This window comes from Natrialba taiwanensis DSM 12281 (genome assembly GCF_000337595.1).
GTDB classification, from domain to species: domain Archaea; phylum Halobacteriota; class Halobacteria; order Halobacteriales; family Natrialbaceae; genus Natrialba; species Natrialba taiwanensis.
In genome coordinates this window covers 164,515-178,774 of record NZ_AOIL01000009.1, presented here as the reverse complement: position 1 = coordinate 178,774, position 14,260 = coordinate 164,515, and the positions used below count along the sequence as shown (strand labels likewise).

The 14,260-nt window shown below is 60.5% G+C and carries 12 protein-coding genes; 9 read left to right on the top strand and 3 right to left on the bottom strand.

The annotated features are described in order from the left end of the window. Positions 1–81: 81 nt before the first annotated feature. The 4 genes from C484_RS01720 to C484_RS01705 all read left to right on the top strand — a co-directional run bounded on the left by C484_RS01720 (position 82) and on the right by C484_RS01705 (position 4,190). Complete coding sequence (locus tag C484_RS01720) at positions 82–1,224, top strand: extracellular solute-binding protein (RefSeq protein ID WP_006824256.1); 1,143 nt, start codon at positions 82–84, stop codon at positions 1,222–1,224. A 9-nt stretch (positions 1,225–1,233) separates the two neighbouring features. Next, the gene (locus C484_RS01715; protein WP_006824255.1) at positions 1,234–2,157 is read left to right on the top strand and encodes an ABC transporter permease; all 924 of its coding nucleotides are present in this window, start codon (positions 1,234–1,236) and stop codon (positions 2,155–2,157) included. Position 2,158: 1 nt separating this feature from the next. Beyond that, a complete protein-coding gene (locus C484_RS01710; RefSeq protein ID WP_006824254.1) occupies positions 2,159–3,088 on the top strand; it encodes an ABC transporter permease in 930 nt (309 codons plus the stop codon). 85 nt (positions 3,089–3,173) lie between these two features. Further along, complete coding sequence (locus tag C484_RS01705; protein ID WP_006824253.1) at positions 3,174–4,190, top strand: ABC transporter ATP-binding protein; 1,017 nt, start codon at positions 3,174–3,176, stop codon at positions 4,188–4,190. Positions 4,191–4,216: 26 nt separating this feature from the next. Here C484_RS01705 and C484_RS01700 read toward each other — a convergent pair whose 3' ends face one another. Then, complete coding sequence (locus C484_RS01700) at positions 4,217–4,882, bottom strand: HD domain-containing protein (protein ID WP_006824252.1); 666 nt, start codon at positions 4,880–4,882, stop codon at positions 4,217–4,219. A 136-nt stretch (positions 4,883–5,018) separates the two neighbouring features. Further along, positions 5,019–5,486 (bottom strand): universal stress protein, encoded by a 468-nt coding sequence (locus C484_RS01695; RefSeq protein ID WP_006824251.1) that lies wholly within the window; start codon positions 5,484–5,486, stop codon positions 5,019–5,021. A gap of 206 nt (positions 5,487–5,692) precedes the next feature. On the opposite strand from C484_RS01695, the gene C484_RS01690 reads away from it, so the two are divergent. Continuing rightward, positions 5,693–6,514 carry an undecaprenyl-diphosphate phosphatase gene (locus C484_RS01690; protein ID WP_006824250.1) on the top strand — a complete coding sequence of 274 codons (822 nt, stop codon included), beginning with the start codon at positions 5,693–5,695 and terminating at the stop codon, positions 6,512–6,514. Positions 6,515–7,343: 829 nt separating this feature from the next. On the opposite strand, the gene C484_RS01685 is transcribed toward C484_RS01690, so the two are convergent. After that, positions 7,344–8,432, bottom strand: coding sequence for a family 43 glycosylhydrolase (locus tag C484_RS01685; protein ID WP_006824249.1), 1,089 nt, complete (start codon positions 8,430–8,432; stop codon positions 7,344–7,346). Between the two features lie 694 nt (positions 8,433–9,126). Here C484_RS01685 and C484_RS01680 point away from each other — a divergent pair. The 4 genes from C484_RS01680 (at position 9,127) to C484_RS01665 (ending at position 14,259) form a co-directional block, all read left to right on the top strand. After that, complete coding sequence (locus C484_RS01680; protein WP_006824248.1) at positions 9,127–10,170, top strand: zinc-dependent alcohol dehydrogenase; 1,044 nt, start codon at positions 9,127–9,129, stop codon at positions 10,168–10,170. A gap of 140 nt (positions 10,171–10,310) precedes the next feature. Continuing rightward, a complete protein-coding gene (locus C484_RS01675; protein ID WP_006824247.1) occupies positions 10,311–11,540 on the top strand; it encodes a mandelate racemase/muconate lactonizing enzyme family protein in 1,230 nt (409 codons plus the stop codon). Positions 11,541–11,913: 373 nt separating this feature from the next. After that, positions 11,914–13,197: an ABC transporter substrate-binding protein gene (locus tag C484_RS01670; protein ID WP_006824246.1), complete on the top strand. Its 1,284-nt coding sequence runs from the start codon at positions 11,914–11,916 to the stop codon at positions 13,195–13,197. Between the two features lie 99 nt (positions 13,198–13,296). Next, positions 13,297–14,259, top strand: a complete 963-nt coding sequence (locus tag C484_RS01665; RefSeq protein WP_006824245.1) for a carbohydrate ABC transporter permease — start codon at positions 13,297–13,299, stop codon at positions 14,257–14,259. Position 14,260: the final 1 nt, after the last annotated feature.

Here is a 14,260-nt window from a genome sequence, read left to right as displayed (position 1 = left end):
TCCGTATCGATATATCGTGCTATTGTGGTCACCGTTCCGAACATAGCAAATTGTTACTATTCTCTCGCGAGTGACTGGACCATGTCCGATTCAAACGGGCCAACGCGGCGATCGATCCTTCAGACCGGAGTCGCGATGAGTTCGCTCGCGATGGCGGGGTGTCTGAGCAGTCTCGGCAATACCGGCGGGGAGCAACACACGGTGGGATACGGTGAGTACGAGACGAGCGTCGATTCGGCCGCGTTTCCCGGTGAACTCCAACTGTACTGCGTCCAAACCGGGTGGTCGAACTGGGACGCCGTCATGGAGGCCTTCGAGGACGAATACGGCGTTTCCCTCTACGACGCGCAGGGGTCGTCCGGCGAAGCGCTCGACGATATGCGAGCGAACGCCCAGAACCCGACGCACTCGGCATACAACGGCGGGTATTCGTTCGGTCTCGAAGCCATGAATGACGACTTGACGACGGATTACAAACCGGCGAACTGGGACCAAGTCCCCGACGATCTCAAGACCGACAACGGTCACGTGACCGCGACGCGACAGATGACGACCGCGGTAACCTACCGGACCGACGTGTACGAGGAGCGGGGGTTGGAACCGCCGGAGACGTGGGATGATCTCAAGCATCCCGATATCGCCAAGGATCTCGCGTTCACGCCGCCACATACGGCGAACGGGCAGGCGTCGGCACTGTCGGTCAACAGCGCGTACGGCGGCGACCTGGACGATCTCGACCCGGTGATCGAGTACCACGAGGCGATCGCCGACCACGGGGCCGATTTCCGCCGAAACGTCGAAGGGCCGGTGACCAGCGGCGAAATCTCGACGGTCGTCGAGTACGACTATACCGGCCTGAACCTGACGTACAACAACGTCGAGTTCAACGAGGACCAACTCGACGTCGCGATCCTCACGGGACCGGACGGCGAGCCGGGCGCGATGAACGTTCCGTACGGGTACGCGCTGCTTCGCAACGCCCCCAACCCCGAGGCGGCGAAGCTGTTCATGGACTACGTGTTGACGCTCGACTGCCAGGAACTGTTCTTCGACGCCTACGTTCGGCCGATTCGAGCGGCCGAACTCGACCAGCCCGACGAGTTCCCGTCGCAGTCGGCCTACGAGGCGGCGCAGTTTACGGTCGATCAGGAAGAACTCGTCTCGAAGCAGGACGATATCCAGGCGGAGCTGGTTGATCGAACGCCGCTGCAGGGGGCCCAGTGAGATCGCAGTATGTCCATCCGCGAATCGACGGCGGCGTCGGTGCGTCGAGTTGCAATTTTCGCGTCGACGACCGCCAGACCGACCACGGAGCGCGAGCGAGAGCGGCGGCGAATCGCGATCATGTGCCTGCCGTTTTTCGCGCTCGCGACCGTCGCGGGGTTCGTTCCGCTGGCGATGCTCGTTCGAATGAGCGTCGCAGCGGACGCGATCTGGATCGAGGGCTGGTCGCTCGACGCGTGGCGGACGCTGCTGACGGAGCCGACGTACCGGCGGGTTGCGTGGAACACGGTCTGGTTCGTCGGACTGGCAACGGTCGTCAGCGTCGTCCTCGGCGTCGCGGTCGCACACGCCCTCGAGAAATACGATCTCCCGTTCGAGCGTGTAGTTGTCGCTGCGGTGTCGTTTCCGATCGCACTGCCCGGAATTATCGTCGCGATCTTGGTCATCGCGATGCTCGGCCGACAGGGATTGGTGACGAACGCGATTGCGGCCGTCACCGGAACGAGCGCGATCGACCTCGCGAGTGCAACGGCCATTACGGGGCTGTTCCTCGGTTATGTCTACTCGCTCGTGCCGCGAGCAACGATGGTGTTGCGGGGGACCTATGCCGAGGTCAACACGCAAGCCGAGGAAGCCGCTCGGTCGCTCGGCGCGAGCCGTTGGGAGACGTTTTACCACGTGACGCTGCCCGAAATCCGTCCCGGGATCGCCGCCGCAACGATCCTTACGTTCCGCTCCGGACTGGCGATCTTCGGCACGGTGTTGCTCCTCCAGAGCCATTACGTCGTCACGCTGCAGATTCAGCGCGAGATCAGTGTCGGGACGTACAGACCCGACGTGGCAGCCGCAATCGGCCTCGTCTACGTCGTCTTCATCGTCGCGTTCACGTTCGTCGGGCTCCGGTTCGTCAGGACCGACACGGTGACTCTCTAATATGAGCGACGACTCGGAGCCCCAACGCAGGTCGCGATCCGGCGTCGGCGTCGAGCCGAACTCGCGGACTGATGGCGGAAGCGTCGAGACGACAGTCGAAGCGTGGACACCGTCGCGACCAGCGCTTTCGACCCGAGTCGGTCGCCCGCTCGTTCTCGGGATCGTCACACTCGTCGTCCTCGTTCTCAGCGTCCCGGTCGTCGTGACGTTCGTTTCCTCGTTCGCGGAGACGGCGACGGGAATCCTTCCGCGAGGATTTGTAACCTTCGAGCATTGGCGCGACGTACTCGGATTGGGAGACGATCAAATGGCCGTGATTCCGGGGCTCGCGTTCAGCCTCGTGATCGCGACCGGCGGGATGATACTGAACGTCGTCATCGGCGTTCCGATCGCGTACGCGCTCACGAGATACGAGTTCTACGCTCGAGACTGGCTCAACACGCTCGCGATTGTACCGCTCGTTCCGGGCGTGGTTCTCGGACTCGCCTTCGTGCAGACGTATCCGAACCACGGCCGCTCCGCCCTGGGCCTGATCGCCGGCTACTGCTTGCTCAAATCACCGTACATGGTGCTGACGGTGCAGAGTTCGTTTCAGTCGATGGACCTCGTTCGCTTAGAGGAGAGCGCCCGATCGCTCGGTGCCTCGTGGCCGCGGACGTTTCTCACGGTCATCGTTCCACATGCGAAGCGGGGCATTCTCGCGGGCTGTATCATCACCTGGACGCTCGCGGCCGCGGAGTTCAATTTCACGTTCATGGTGGTAAGCGGTAGTCCGGATCCGTTTGCGGTCTTCCTCTATCGCAACACCTCGAATGCGACGTATATGCAGCAGGCGGCGGCAGTTTCGGTGTACTTCCTGCTCGTCGTCTCCGCAATCGCCGTGCTTCAGCTAATCGGCAATCGAGGATTCACAACTATTCGAGACCAATGAGACACACGAATACCAGTAGCCGATATTTCAACCGAACCGTTCACCGACCGTTTTCGGAACCCGGCCGTGTCGGCGGTGATACCGTATGAGCGAGGTCACGCTCGAGTCGCTGACCAAACGGTACGGCGACGAGCTGGCCGTCGACGGCATCGACCTGACGATTCGCGACGGCGAGATCCTCGGGATCGTCGGCCCGTCGGGCTGTGGGAAGACGACGACGCTACGGACCATCGCGGGCTTCGAGACGCCGACGCGCGGCCGAGTTCGCTTCGACGGCGTCGATGTAACACACGTCCCGCCGGAAGAGCGACACGTCGGCCTCGTGTTCCAGTCGTACGCGCTCTTCGATACCATGACCGTTCGCGAAAACGTCGCGTTCGGACTGAAAATGCGCGATGTTCCCCAGCGCGAGCGCCGCGAAAGAGCGGGCGCGTTGCTTGAGATGCTCGATATTGCCACACTGGCTGATCGCCGGCCGACGACGCTATCAGGCGGGCAACAGCAACGCGTCGGGCTTGCTCGAGCACTCGCGATCGAACCCCACGTCCTCTTGCTCGACGAGCCGATGACCGGGCTCGACGCAGCGCTCAAGACACGGCTTCAAACGGAAATCCGCGACCTCCTCGCCGACCTCGGCGTCACCGCGATCTACGTAACCCACGACCAGGAGGAAGCGATGGCAATGTGCGATCGGATCGCCGTGTTGAACGCGGGGACGGTCGAACAGGTCGGGACACCGTCGGCGATCTACCGCCGCCCCGCAAACGCCTTCGTTGCAAACTTCATCGGGAACTCGACCCTGCTCACTGGGGTTGCCGCAGACGGCCGCGTCGACCTCGGATTCGCCGAACTCGAGGTCGCGGCCGCGACGAACGGTACAGTTACGGTCGCGGTGCGGCCCGAGGCGTTCGAGTTCGAGCGCGAGGGGCCGATCAGTGCGGAGGTGTCGAGCGCGACGTACCTCGGCGATCGAACGCAACTGACGGCAACGCTCCCCGACGAAACAACGGTGGCGTTGCACGCTGATGCCGCCGAAACGTACCGGACCGGAGAGACGGTCTCGCTCTCGATCGACGATACCAGCGTTCACGTTCTCGAGTGACCTCGGGGTCGGTTTCGTGGCTTCCCTTACGCTTCACCCTCGATACCCATCTCGCGCTCGAACTGCGTGAAGAACTCGGTCATAAACTGCCAGCGGGACCGTCCAAGGGACCGGCCGGCCGATGTGTACAATCTATCCAGCCGTTCTCTTGCCCACTCCCGAAGGAGCGTTACGTCCGGACAATCTGGCCTCTCCAGTCCCGAAACCGACGCGTTCTCGATCACCGCGTATTTTTCGCCCGCTCTCCCCGATCTCTCCCCGACGATACAGGCCAACCGCACGAGACCGCGCGCGCCGGTCGCCTCCAACTTGTCCGCATCGAAGAGCAGTTTCGCTTCGATCGTCTCCGGCGTCGGTGAACTCGCTCGGATACTGTGGGTGCGGATACAGTGTGTGATCGCCTCGGTTCGCTCGGCCGAAACCGATTCGGACCCGAGAAGCGTCGCCGCCTCCGTTGCGGCCCACTCGTCGTGATCGTCGATTTCGCCCGTTCGTTCGCGTGGGCGACCGATATCGTGTAACCACGCCGCCGCGGCGAGGACCGCCCTATCGACGGGTTCCTCACACTCGTCTGCTAACCGAAGCGAGAGGGTTCGAACTCGATTCGCGTGGTACCGATCGTGCGCTGGCAGCGCCGATTCGTAGTAGGGCAACGACAACTCGCGAGCGAGCGGGACCAATTCCTGCACCATGGCTTACGCGAATAGTCTCCATCTATATACTATAGTGATTATGGTGGACTCAGGTAACGGGCCGACCCGAACTGAACTCGGTTACGGATCGCCTCCGGAGACCGTCGCGACCGACGAGTTCAGTTCGCTCGAGAGCTCAGGTGTCACGGACGAACGTAACGGGACATGGCGCGTTCAGCAGGACCGTCTGGACCGTACTTCCGAGGATAGCCTTGCTGGACGGCGACCGTCGGTGTCCGCCGACAACGACGCGGTCGGCGTCGACGTCTTCGGCGATCGCGACGATCCCGTCGCCCTTCTTCCGCGTTGCAGCCCGGGTCTCATGCTGAATTTCGTCCGACAGTTGGTCTCTCATATCACGAACCACGGACATTTGGTCGGCCAATTCGTTCGGATCGACACGACCTGTCTCATGATCGAGTACGTGTTCGACCGTCTCCTTGTAGGACTTCATATCGAAAATATGAACAAAGATGACGCGGGCATCGGTCGGACGCGCCAGTTCTTCGACGGCGTCAACGAGCGTCTCGCTTCTGGAACTATCGGCTTCACCAACTCCAAGAACGATAGTATCGAGGGTCGGATTCATCGACGCTGCACCCATTTACCTAGCCAAAGGACAGTGGATGCAAATGCCTTTTCATATATTTACTCTATTTCGAGTAGCTCTATCGTCGGTCGGAGTTGGATGGCGTATCGATACTGCTCTCCCGATACCGATAGTCCGGATCGGCACCACTAATAGCACTGTTCTCATAGATCCGCACGAGAACAAGCCGGACAGTCGGACGCTTTCAGAACTCGATCAGCATGAGGGAATTCATTGTCGCCATCGTTGCCGGTATCGTGCAGGGAATCGTCGAGTGGCTCCCCGTTTCGAGCCAGGGGAATCTGGCGTTGGTTCTGACGCTGATGGACGTTGATCCAGATACGGCGCTCCAACTCGCACTCTTCTTCCAGCTCGGGACGACGGTTTCTGCAGCCAGTTATTATCGTGACGATCTCGAAACGGCGTTCCACTCACTCTCGGGTTGGCGTCCCGACGCCGCCTACCACGGGGACAATGCGATTACGTCCTATCTCGGTATTGCATGCCTGATGACTGGCATCGTCGGAATCCCGCTTTATCTCTTTGCCGTTGATCTCGCGGGCCAACTTACCGGCGGTGCCTTCATTACAATCATCGGTGTCCTTCTCCTCCTTACGGGGGGTATCCAGTACACTTCGGAGTCCGTCTCAATGGGAGTTCGCGAGACCCCGACACTACGTGACTCGCTGCTGGTCGGTGCCGTTCAGGGTGTTGCTATCCTTCCCGGAATTTCCCGCTCTGGGGTGACGACCAGTGCCCTTCTGTTTCGACGCTACAACCCCCCGGACGCGTTTCGGCTTTCCTTTCTCCTTTCGATTCCGGCCAGTCTCGGCGGGGCAGCACTCACCGTTGTCGGTGCCGGTGGTCTCCCGGGAATCAGTCCTGGCGCAGCGGCGACAGCGCTCCTCGTCAGCGCGGTCGTCGGATACGCCATGATCGATGCGCTCGTTCGCGTCGTCGATCGCATCTCCTTTTCGACCGTCTGCTTCGGATTGGGTGGACTCGCTATCGTCGGTGGCGGTGCCGTTTCGATACTCGTGTGACCTCCCATCCTCTCGCTCGTGCTCGCTCCTTGAGGGTAGCGTGAGATCTTCGTCTCACGGACCACGCGAACGGCGGCAAAACCGCCGGTGAGCAGCCGGCTTCTTGCTTCCACGACGTTGTCTGATTGCGTCTGATAGCCCACCAGACGACATCCGGCGAACGCGCTTTGCAGGAACCGACGTGGTTCCTGTAGGGAGCGCAGTCTCCACAGGCGTTCGAGACGCAACGATGATTTTCGCAGTCGCTTGGAGAGTTCTGTTCTCCATGATCGGCGACGCTGGATTCGCCCACCCTCAGAATCGGTGCTCCCGAGAGGGAACACTATTGTAAAATACTTTCAATACCGATGATGGTGGTGTGAAATTAGCATGGCTATTGGATTGATGGGATATCCGGAAGATAGCTCCTTTACCGGGATGATTTGGGGAATTATGTCTGGTTTTATTTTTCTCACATCGTCTAGGAGATCCCCGATACAAAACGCAGAATCATTCCCTTAAATGGTTTTTCACCGCATAGTAGCCGATATCAGCGCTCTATATTCACAACTCTTCTCTCTCCAGAGGACTTGTACATACTGTACTTTTCCACTGGTGGTGAACCAGTCGATGGGCCCTCACTGCGAGTTCATCTTTCTTACCGAATCGAAGCCGAGTTCGGCGTTCGTGAACTCGTCCTGAAGTGTATCGTCTTCTCGGCTAGCAAGCAGTATGCTATGGTAGTCACTGCAAGTCAGTACACACCTGATCGCACGATGGCGATGCGATCAGTCTGTAAATAGTTTCAGTTGTTACTAGCGTGAAATCCGGTGGTCATGACTTGTCCCGATCAACGAACGGGGGGTCGAGATCGCGGGTGCTGGGCGGTCGGCGTTCCGTCACACCCGAGTACCGGCCAGCCGTCGTCGTCCCACCTGATTCGATCGGCTAGCATGATCCGGTTCCACGTCCCGTCGACGTACTCCGGTTCCCGTCGATCGTAGGCGTGGTACAGGAGCCACAGGCCGTCGGTATCGTCGCGGATCGCCGTGTTGTGGCCGGTTCCCGGGAACCGACTGTTGCCGCTTACGATGGCCACTCCGCTGTTGTGATCGTTCAGATTTCGCAGGTCGGTGCCGTTCTGGTTGGTGTACGGCCCGAGGGCGTTCGCCGATCGGCCGACCTCGATCTCGTAGGTGCTGTCGTAGCCCTCACAGCAGTAGCCGGTCGAGTAAAACAGGTAGTAGTAGCCGTTCGCTTCGACGATCTTCGCCGCCTCGCGATTATCGCCCGCGAGGTGGACCGTCGTCCCGTTCACGTAATCCGTTCCGTCCGGCGTCAACTCGACGCCGTAGATTCCGTAGAAACTTCCCCAAACCATGTACGGCGTTCCGTCGACGACGAAAAAGTCCGAGTCGATGGCGTTCGTCATCGACAACTCGTCCTCCCGGAACACCGGTCCCTGATCGGTGAACGGACCCTCCGGTGTGTCCGCGGTCGCCAGGCCGATTCCCGGGTTATCGCTACTTCCCCACGTCGAGTAGGAGTAGTACAGGTGATACGTGTCGTTGTAGTAGTTGATGTCGGGTGCCCACAGCGACGCATCGTCGTCGCGCCAGTCCGGATAACTCTCGAAGGCTTCCCCGACGTACGTCCAGTCGTGGAGATTCGGCGATTTCACGATCGGAACCATCTCCTCCTGATCCTCGTCGTCTTTCTCCATGTTCGATGCGTACGCGTAGTACATATCATCGACGCGGACCACGGTCGGGTCAGGAAACACGCGATCAGCATAGACCGGGTTGTGATAGTGATCCCCGTCGTTGTCAGCCCTCGCTGTATGCGTTCCTCCGCCCGGATATCCGAGTGCGCCGACTGCTCCTGCACCGATTGCCGCGAGAACGTTGCGCCGCTTGTGGCTATTGCTATTAAGCACCATGCGGCCCTCATTATTCCAACTATTCATATAAATATGTGTGTCAGTCGGTTTTGCATCCGTAATCGATCCGACGAACGACGCCACTATCGCCATCAGCGGTGCCGGCTCGCGCTCGGTCGAGTTCAGTTGCGTTCGTTCGCCATCGGCCGGTGCACGATCGCGCGCTGCGCGGCGACGTATACCGAACGAGTTTCGGTATAACAGAATAGAGTTCTCTAAAGCAGAATGCAGAGTGAGACGACGTATTGAACTCGGCCGCGACCAGTCACTCGCTCGTTCCGCGGGGCGGTTCACCCGAGATACCGAGTCTCGACCCGATAGTGTCGCGTTTCAGTTGCAGCGCCCGTGCTCCAGAGTCGATGTTGCCGTCTCGTCCGGCCGCTATAGATTACGAGCGTACTGTTGTAATCTCTCCACTCTATTCGGGATGAACTCGCTGCGGATCCCGAGTTCCAGCCCCGCATAAGGACGGACCACCGTTCTTCATTCAGCTAGCTTTGTTCTTTCATATAGAATCTTGTTTTCGGAGAATGAACGCAGATGTCGCCGTGCGTCGCTTCGGTTTTCGTTTCCGACCTGACTTTCCGGGCCAGCTCCGAGCCGTCGTGAGTGAGACGGCAACGCCCGGCGGCGAGTCGCATCCGAATCGCGCAATCCCACAGAACTATAACGCCCGATGAACGTACTGGCAACTATGCGTGGACTAGCCAAAACCAGCCGACAGCAGGGAGCGATGGAACTCGTTGATCTCGAACGCCCTTCACCCGGACCGGACGAAGCACTGATCGAAGTCGACTATGCGGGTCTGTGCGGAAGCGACGCAGGGATCTACGAGTTCGAGTCGGCGTTCGAACGGATGGAGCTCCCGACCGTCATCGGACACGAGTACACCGGTCGGATTATCGAGACCGGCGACGACGTGACGAACTTTGCGGTCGGCGATCGGGTCGTCGAGCGCCCGATTCGGGGCTGCGGCGAGTGTTACCAGTGTAAGATCGGCGAGGAGAACGTCTGCCAAAACGCGGTTATCACGGGCGTCGACCACGACGGCGCGTACGCGGGCTACGTTTCCGTTCCCGAGACGGCGCTCCATCCCGTCCCTGACGACGTCGAACCGAAACACGCCGCGCTCGTCGAACCGACGAGCATCGGCGCGCGTGCGGTCATCGAGAACTCCCGCGTGAGCCCCGGCGACCGCGTTATGGTCGCTGGACCGGGTCCGATCGGGCAGCTCACGGCCCAGATCGCGCGGGCTCAGGGCGGCGAGGTCGTCCTCGCCGGCGTCGGCCAAGACGCCGAGTATCGCCTCCCACTGGCCGAGGAACTCGGCTTCGAGACGATCAACATCGAGGCCGACGATCTCGACGCGCGCCGAGACGAACTCACTGACGGCGTCGGCTACGACGTGGTCTTCGATACGACCGGCCACCCGTCTGGATTACCGATGGCGGTCGACGAAGTCCGCAAGGGCGGGCAGATCGTCCTCGTCGGCCAGACCGGCGAGACGACGATGCCGTACTCGCCGCTCGTCCGCGCGGAGATCGACCTGCAGTGCTCGTATGCGTCGATGTACGAGGACTTCGAGCGGTCGCTCCGGCTGATCGCGTCCGGCGACGTCGACCACGCGACCTTCCTCGACGATCGGTTCAGCCTGCTCGAAGCCGACGAGGCGTTCGAAACGTTCGTCGACGGCGGGACCTGCAAACCCGTCTTCGACGCGTCGGTGCTGCGGGATTGATTGCGGACTCTCCGTACCCGTCTTTTCGCCGTTGTCGTTGTCCCGCCGCTCTCGCCCGGTCACCAGCCATAGCGCCCCGCCGATTATCTCGGTGGACAGACGGAAGTTTTAGTAGCGGCTGTCGTAATCCACGAACGTCGATGGACTACAGACAGCTGTCAGACCCGAACGCAGAGTATACGATGCGCGACCTCTCCGCGGAGACGATGGGGCTTTCCGCCTCCCGCGGGCCGCGCGATGTCGAGATCACCGACGTCCAGACGACGGTCGTCGAGGGGAACTACCCCTGGACGCTGGTCCGCGTCTACACCGACGCCGGACTCGTCGGGAACGGCGAATCCTACTGGGGAGCCGGCGAACAGGAAATCATCGAGCGCGTCGCCCCGTTCATCGAGGGGGAGAACCCGCTCGATATCGACCGGCTCTACGAGCACCTGGTCCAGAAGCTTTCCGGAGAGGGATCGATCTCCGGGAAAGCGATCTCGGCCATCTCCGGAATCGAACTCGCCTTGCACGACGTTGCCGGAAAGATCCTTGAGGTGCCAGCCTACCAGTTACTCGGCGGCAAGTACCGCGACGAAATGCGGATCTACTGCGACTGCCACACCGAAGACGAGGCAGATCCCGATGCCTGCGCCGACGAAGCCGAGCGCGTCGTCGAGGAACTGGGCTACGACGCACTGAAGTTCGACCTCGACGTGCCAAGCGGTCACGAGAAAGACCGCGCGAACCGCCATCTCCGCGGCCCGGAGATCGAGCACAAGGCGGAAATCGTCGAGAAAGTCACCGAGCGGGTGGGCGACCGCGCCGACGCCGCGTTCGATTGTCACTGGTCGTTCAGCACCGGAAGCGCACACCGCCTGGCCGAACGACTCGAGGAGTACGACGTCTGGTGGCTCGAAGACCCGGTTCCGCCGGAGAACCACGACGTACAGCGCGAGGTCACCCAGCGGACGACGACGCCGATCACCGCCGGCGAGAACGTCTACCGCGATCACGGCAATCGCCGACTCCTCCAGGAGCAAGCCGTCGACATCATCGCCCCCGACGTTCCCCGCGTCGGCGGGATGCGCCAGTCGCGGAAGATCGCGGATCTGGCGGACCTCTACTATATCCCGGTCGCGATGCACAACGTCTCCTCGCCGATCGGCACGATGGCAAGTATTCACGTCGGTGCCGCCATCCCGAACGCGCTTGCCGTCGAGTACCATTCCTACGAACTCGGCTGGTGGAGCGACCTCGTCGAGGAGGACATCATCCACGAGGGCTACGCCGAGGTGCCCGAAAAACCGGGACTCGGCGTGACGCTCGACCTCGACGCCGTCTCCGATCACCTGGCGGAGGGCGAGACGCTGTTCGACGAGGCCTGACGGCCTTGCGACTCGAGAGCGGTATCCCGCGCGTTCCCGATCCGGCTCCGTTCCGATGCAGACCCGACTCCGGCGCGCCTGATACGGCCCGACTAGGCTGATCGACCCATAGCACGGGCAGTTCCGTCGGTAGTCTCTCGACCGAACCACAGACCGGTTTCGAGAGTCTCCGTCCCGCGTTCCTCGGAACTCTCCCACTCCGAACCCCTTCTTCGATGCGCCCGCACGTACGCTGACATCCATATCCCGATCCTCGACGCCACTTCGACTGACGGCCGTTCGTATTTGATCTCTAACCCCTACCGTCAGTTTTATAATTGTGTACTATTATTCATCAGGTAGTATGGTTACCAATGCCAAGCGGGATGCCGGTATGAAGCGACGAGCCTATCTCGCCGGGGCCGCTGCGAGCGCGACACTCGGTATCGCCGGCTGCGTCGGCGGTGGGAGTGGGAGCGATTCCGGTGAACTCGAGGTGCTTCACGGCTGGACCGGGGGGGACGGCGCGGACGCCGTCGACGCGCTTACCAGCGCGTTCGAGGAGGCACATTCGGACGTCGAGACGAACTTCCAGCCGGTCGGCGGCGACGGGAACGTCGAGTTGAACACGAAGATTCTGCAACGATTGGTGAACTCGAACCCGATGAGTTCGTTCGCCAACTGGCCGGGGAACAACCTCGAGCGATACAGCGGGAGCCTGATGGACCTCGAATCGGACGTCTGGGAGGCTGAAGGATACAAAGAGACCATGCAGGATCGGGTTGTTGACATCTGCACGTTTAACGACAAGATGCCGGCGGTTCCGATCGGATCCCACCGGATGAACAATCTCTTCTACAATACGGCTGCGTTCGATGAGGCCGGTGTCGATGCCGAGAGCCTCAACAGCGTTCCGGACTTTCTCGATGCGCTCGAAACGATCGATTCGGAGACCGACTACATTCCCTTCGCACACGGAATGCGCGCGCCGTTCCTCGGACTCCAGACGTGGGCGCAAATTCTGACGAGTCAGAGTGGCGTCGATGCGTACACGAACTTTATTGACGGCGACGGAGACAAGGATGCGATGATCGAAGCGTTAGAAACGCTTCAGGAGATCCAGGAGAACTACATCAACACTGATGCGTCTTCGATCGGCTACACGACGGCGGCACAGAAGATCATCGGCGACGAGGAGGATCCGAGCGAAGCCGCGTGTATCCACGGCGGCAACTGGCTCTATGGCATGTTCCGCTCCGACGACGAGTTCAACTACGGCGAGGAGTGGGACTGGGTGCCGTTCCCGGGGACCGAGGGGATTTACTTCTATCACGTTGACGCGTTCGTCGCGCCGGCCGAAAATCCGAGTCGGGAACAGACGATTGCCTGGCAGAAGTTCGTCGGGACGAAGGAGGCACAGATCGCGTTTAATAATCTCAAGGGGTCGGTCCCGCTGCGGACGGATATCGACCCCTCGGAGTTGTCGGACTTCCTGGCGATGAACTACGAGGATCTGACTGACTCCGAAGCGTACCCGCCGACGATTGCGCACGGACTCGCCGTCGAACCGGAGGCGATGAACGACTGTAAGAGTGCGATCGGAAACAACTTCTCTGGTCCGTACGACGCTGAGGCGGCGGCGGACGGGCTACTCGAGGCTGTCTCCGGTAACGAATAAATCGTCTGATGAAGCGTACTTCGAGACACTGGCGTGACCGTCATCGACACACTGGAAGTAATAAATTTTTTATTATGATAGCCCAGAATGGTGAGTTAGATGGCAACGCGTGACACAACAGAACCGACAAACCAATCGGTAGTATCGACCGATGAGGTCGTCGATTGGAAGACGAAACTCCGATATTTCCTCAACAGTGATTTCGTCCGGTCGTCGCCGTACTGGGGGATTCCGTTCATCCTCATGGGAATCGCCGTCTACGGCGGCATCGGCTACAATATCGCGATTTCGTTTACGGATTACAGCGGCCTTCAGCCGCCGTCGTTCTCCGGTCTCGACCTCGAGATGTATCGAACTGCCCTCGCGAGCGAGGCGTTTCGCGAAGCTGCGATCAACAACTTCGTGCTGCTCGTCTCGTTCACGTCGATATCGTTGATACTCGGGCTCTTCCTCGCTATTTTGCTCGACCACGGTATCCGGTACAAAAACAAGGTACAGACGATTTACCTCCTGCCGATGGCGCTGTCGTTCGTCGTGACGGCACAGCTTTGGCTGTGGATGTTCAACCCCGACAGCGGGGTCCTGACGGTCATCGTGACGACGTTCGGCTTCGATCCGATCGACTGGCTCGGCAATCCGCGACTCGCACTGCCGGCGGTTATCTTCGCGCTGGTCTGGCAGTTCAGCGGCTACGCGATGGTCGTCTACCTCGCCGGTCTCCAGTCGATCCCCGACGACCAGTTCGAGGCCGCGAAAGTCGACGGGGCGAGCACGATTCGAACGTACCTCCGCATCATCGTCCCGCAACTCAAGGAATCATCGGTCAGCGCGGCCGTCGTCTTGATGGTGTTCGCGCTCAAGGCCTTCACGTTCCTCTACTCGCTCGTCGGCCAGTACCGGCCGCCGAACGGAACCGACATTCTGGCGACGCTGATGGTCCGTCAGGCGTTCAAGTTCGGCAAATGGGCCTACGGGGCTGCCATCGCGACGATGCTCTTGTTGCTCGCGCTCAGCGTCATCGCACCGTACCTGGCATACCAGTACCGACAGGGGAGTCTCTAAC

Coding starts and splice junctions, on each gene's coding strand:
- C484_RS01720 (WP_006824256.1), top strand. CDS start 82: ATGTCCGATTCAAACGGGCCAACGCGGCGATCGATCCTTCAGACCGGA.
- C484_RS01715 (WP_006824255.1), top strand. CDS start 1,234: ATGTCCATCCGCGAATCGACGGCGGCGTCGGTGCGTCGAGTTGCAATT.
- C484_RS01710 (WP_006824254.1), top strand. CDS start 2,159: ATGAGCGACGACTCGGAGCCCCAACGCAGGTCGCGATCCGGCGTCGGC.
- C484_RS01705 (WP_006824253.1), top strand. CDS start 3,174: ATGAGCGAGGTCACGCTCGAGTCGCTGACCAAACGGTACGGCGACGAG.
- C484_RS01700 (WP_006824252.1), bottom strand. CDS start 4,882: ATGGTGCAGGAATTGGTCCCGCTCGCTCGCGAGTTGTCGTTGCCCTAC.
- C484_RS01695 (WP_006824251.1), bottom strand. CDS start 5,486: ATGGGTGCAGCGTCGATGAATCCGACCCTCGATACTATCGTTCTTGGA.
- C484_RS01690 (WP_006824250.1), top strand. CDS start 5,693: ATGAGGGAATTCATTGTCGCCATCGTTGCCGGTATCGTGCAGGGAATC.
- C484_RS01685 (WP_006824249.1), bottom strand. CDS start 8,432: ATGGTGCTTAATAGCAATAGCCACAAGCGGCGCAACGTTCTCGCGGCA.
- C484_RS01680 (WP_006824248.1), top strand. CDS start 9,127: ATGCGTGGACTAGCCAAAACCAGCCGACAGCAGGGAGCGATGGAACTC.
- C484_RS01675 (WP_006824247.1), top strand. CDS start 10,311: ATGGACTACAGACAGCTGTCAGACCCGAACGCAGAGTATACGATGCGC.
- C484_RS01670 (WP_006824246.1), top strand. CDS start 11,914: ATGAAGCGACGAGCCTATCTCGCCGGGGCCGCTGCGAGCGCGACACTC.
- C484_RS01665 (WP_006824245.1), top strand. CDS start 13,297: ATGGCAACGCGTGACACAACAGAACCGACAAACCAATCGGTAGTATCG.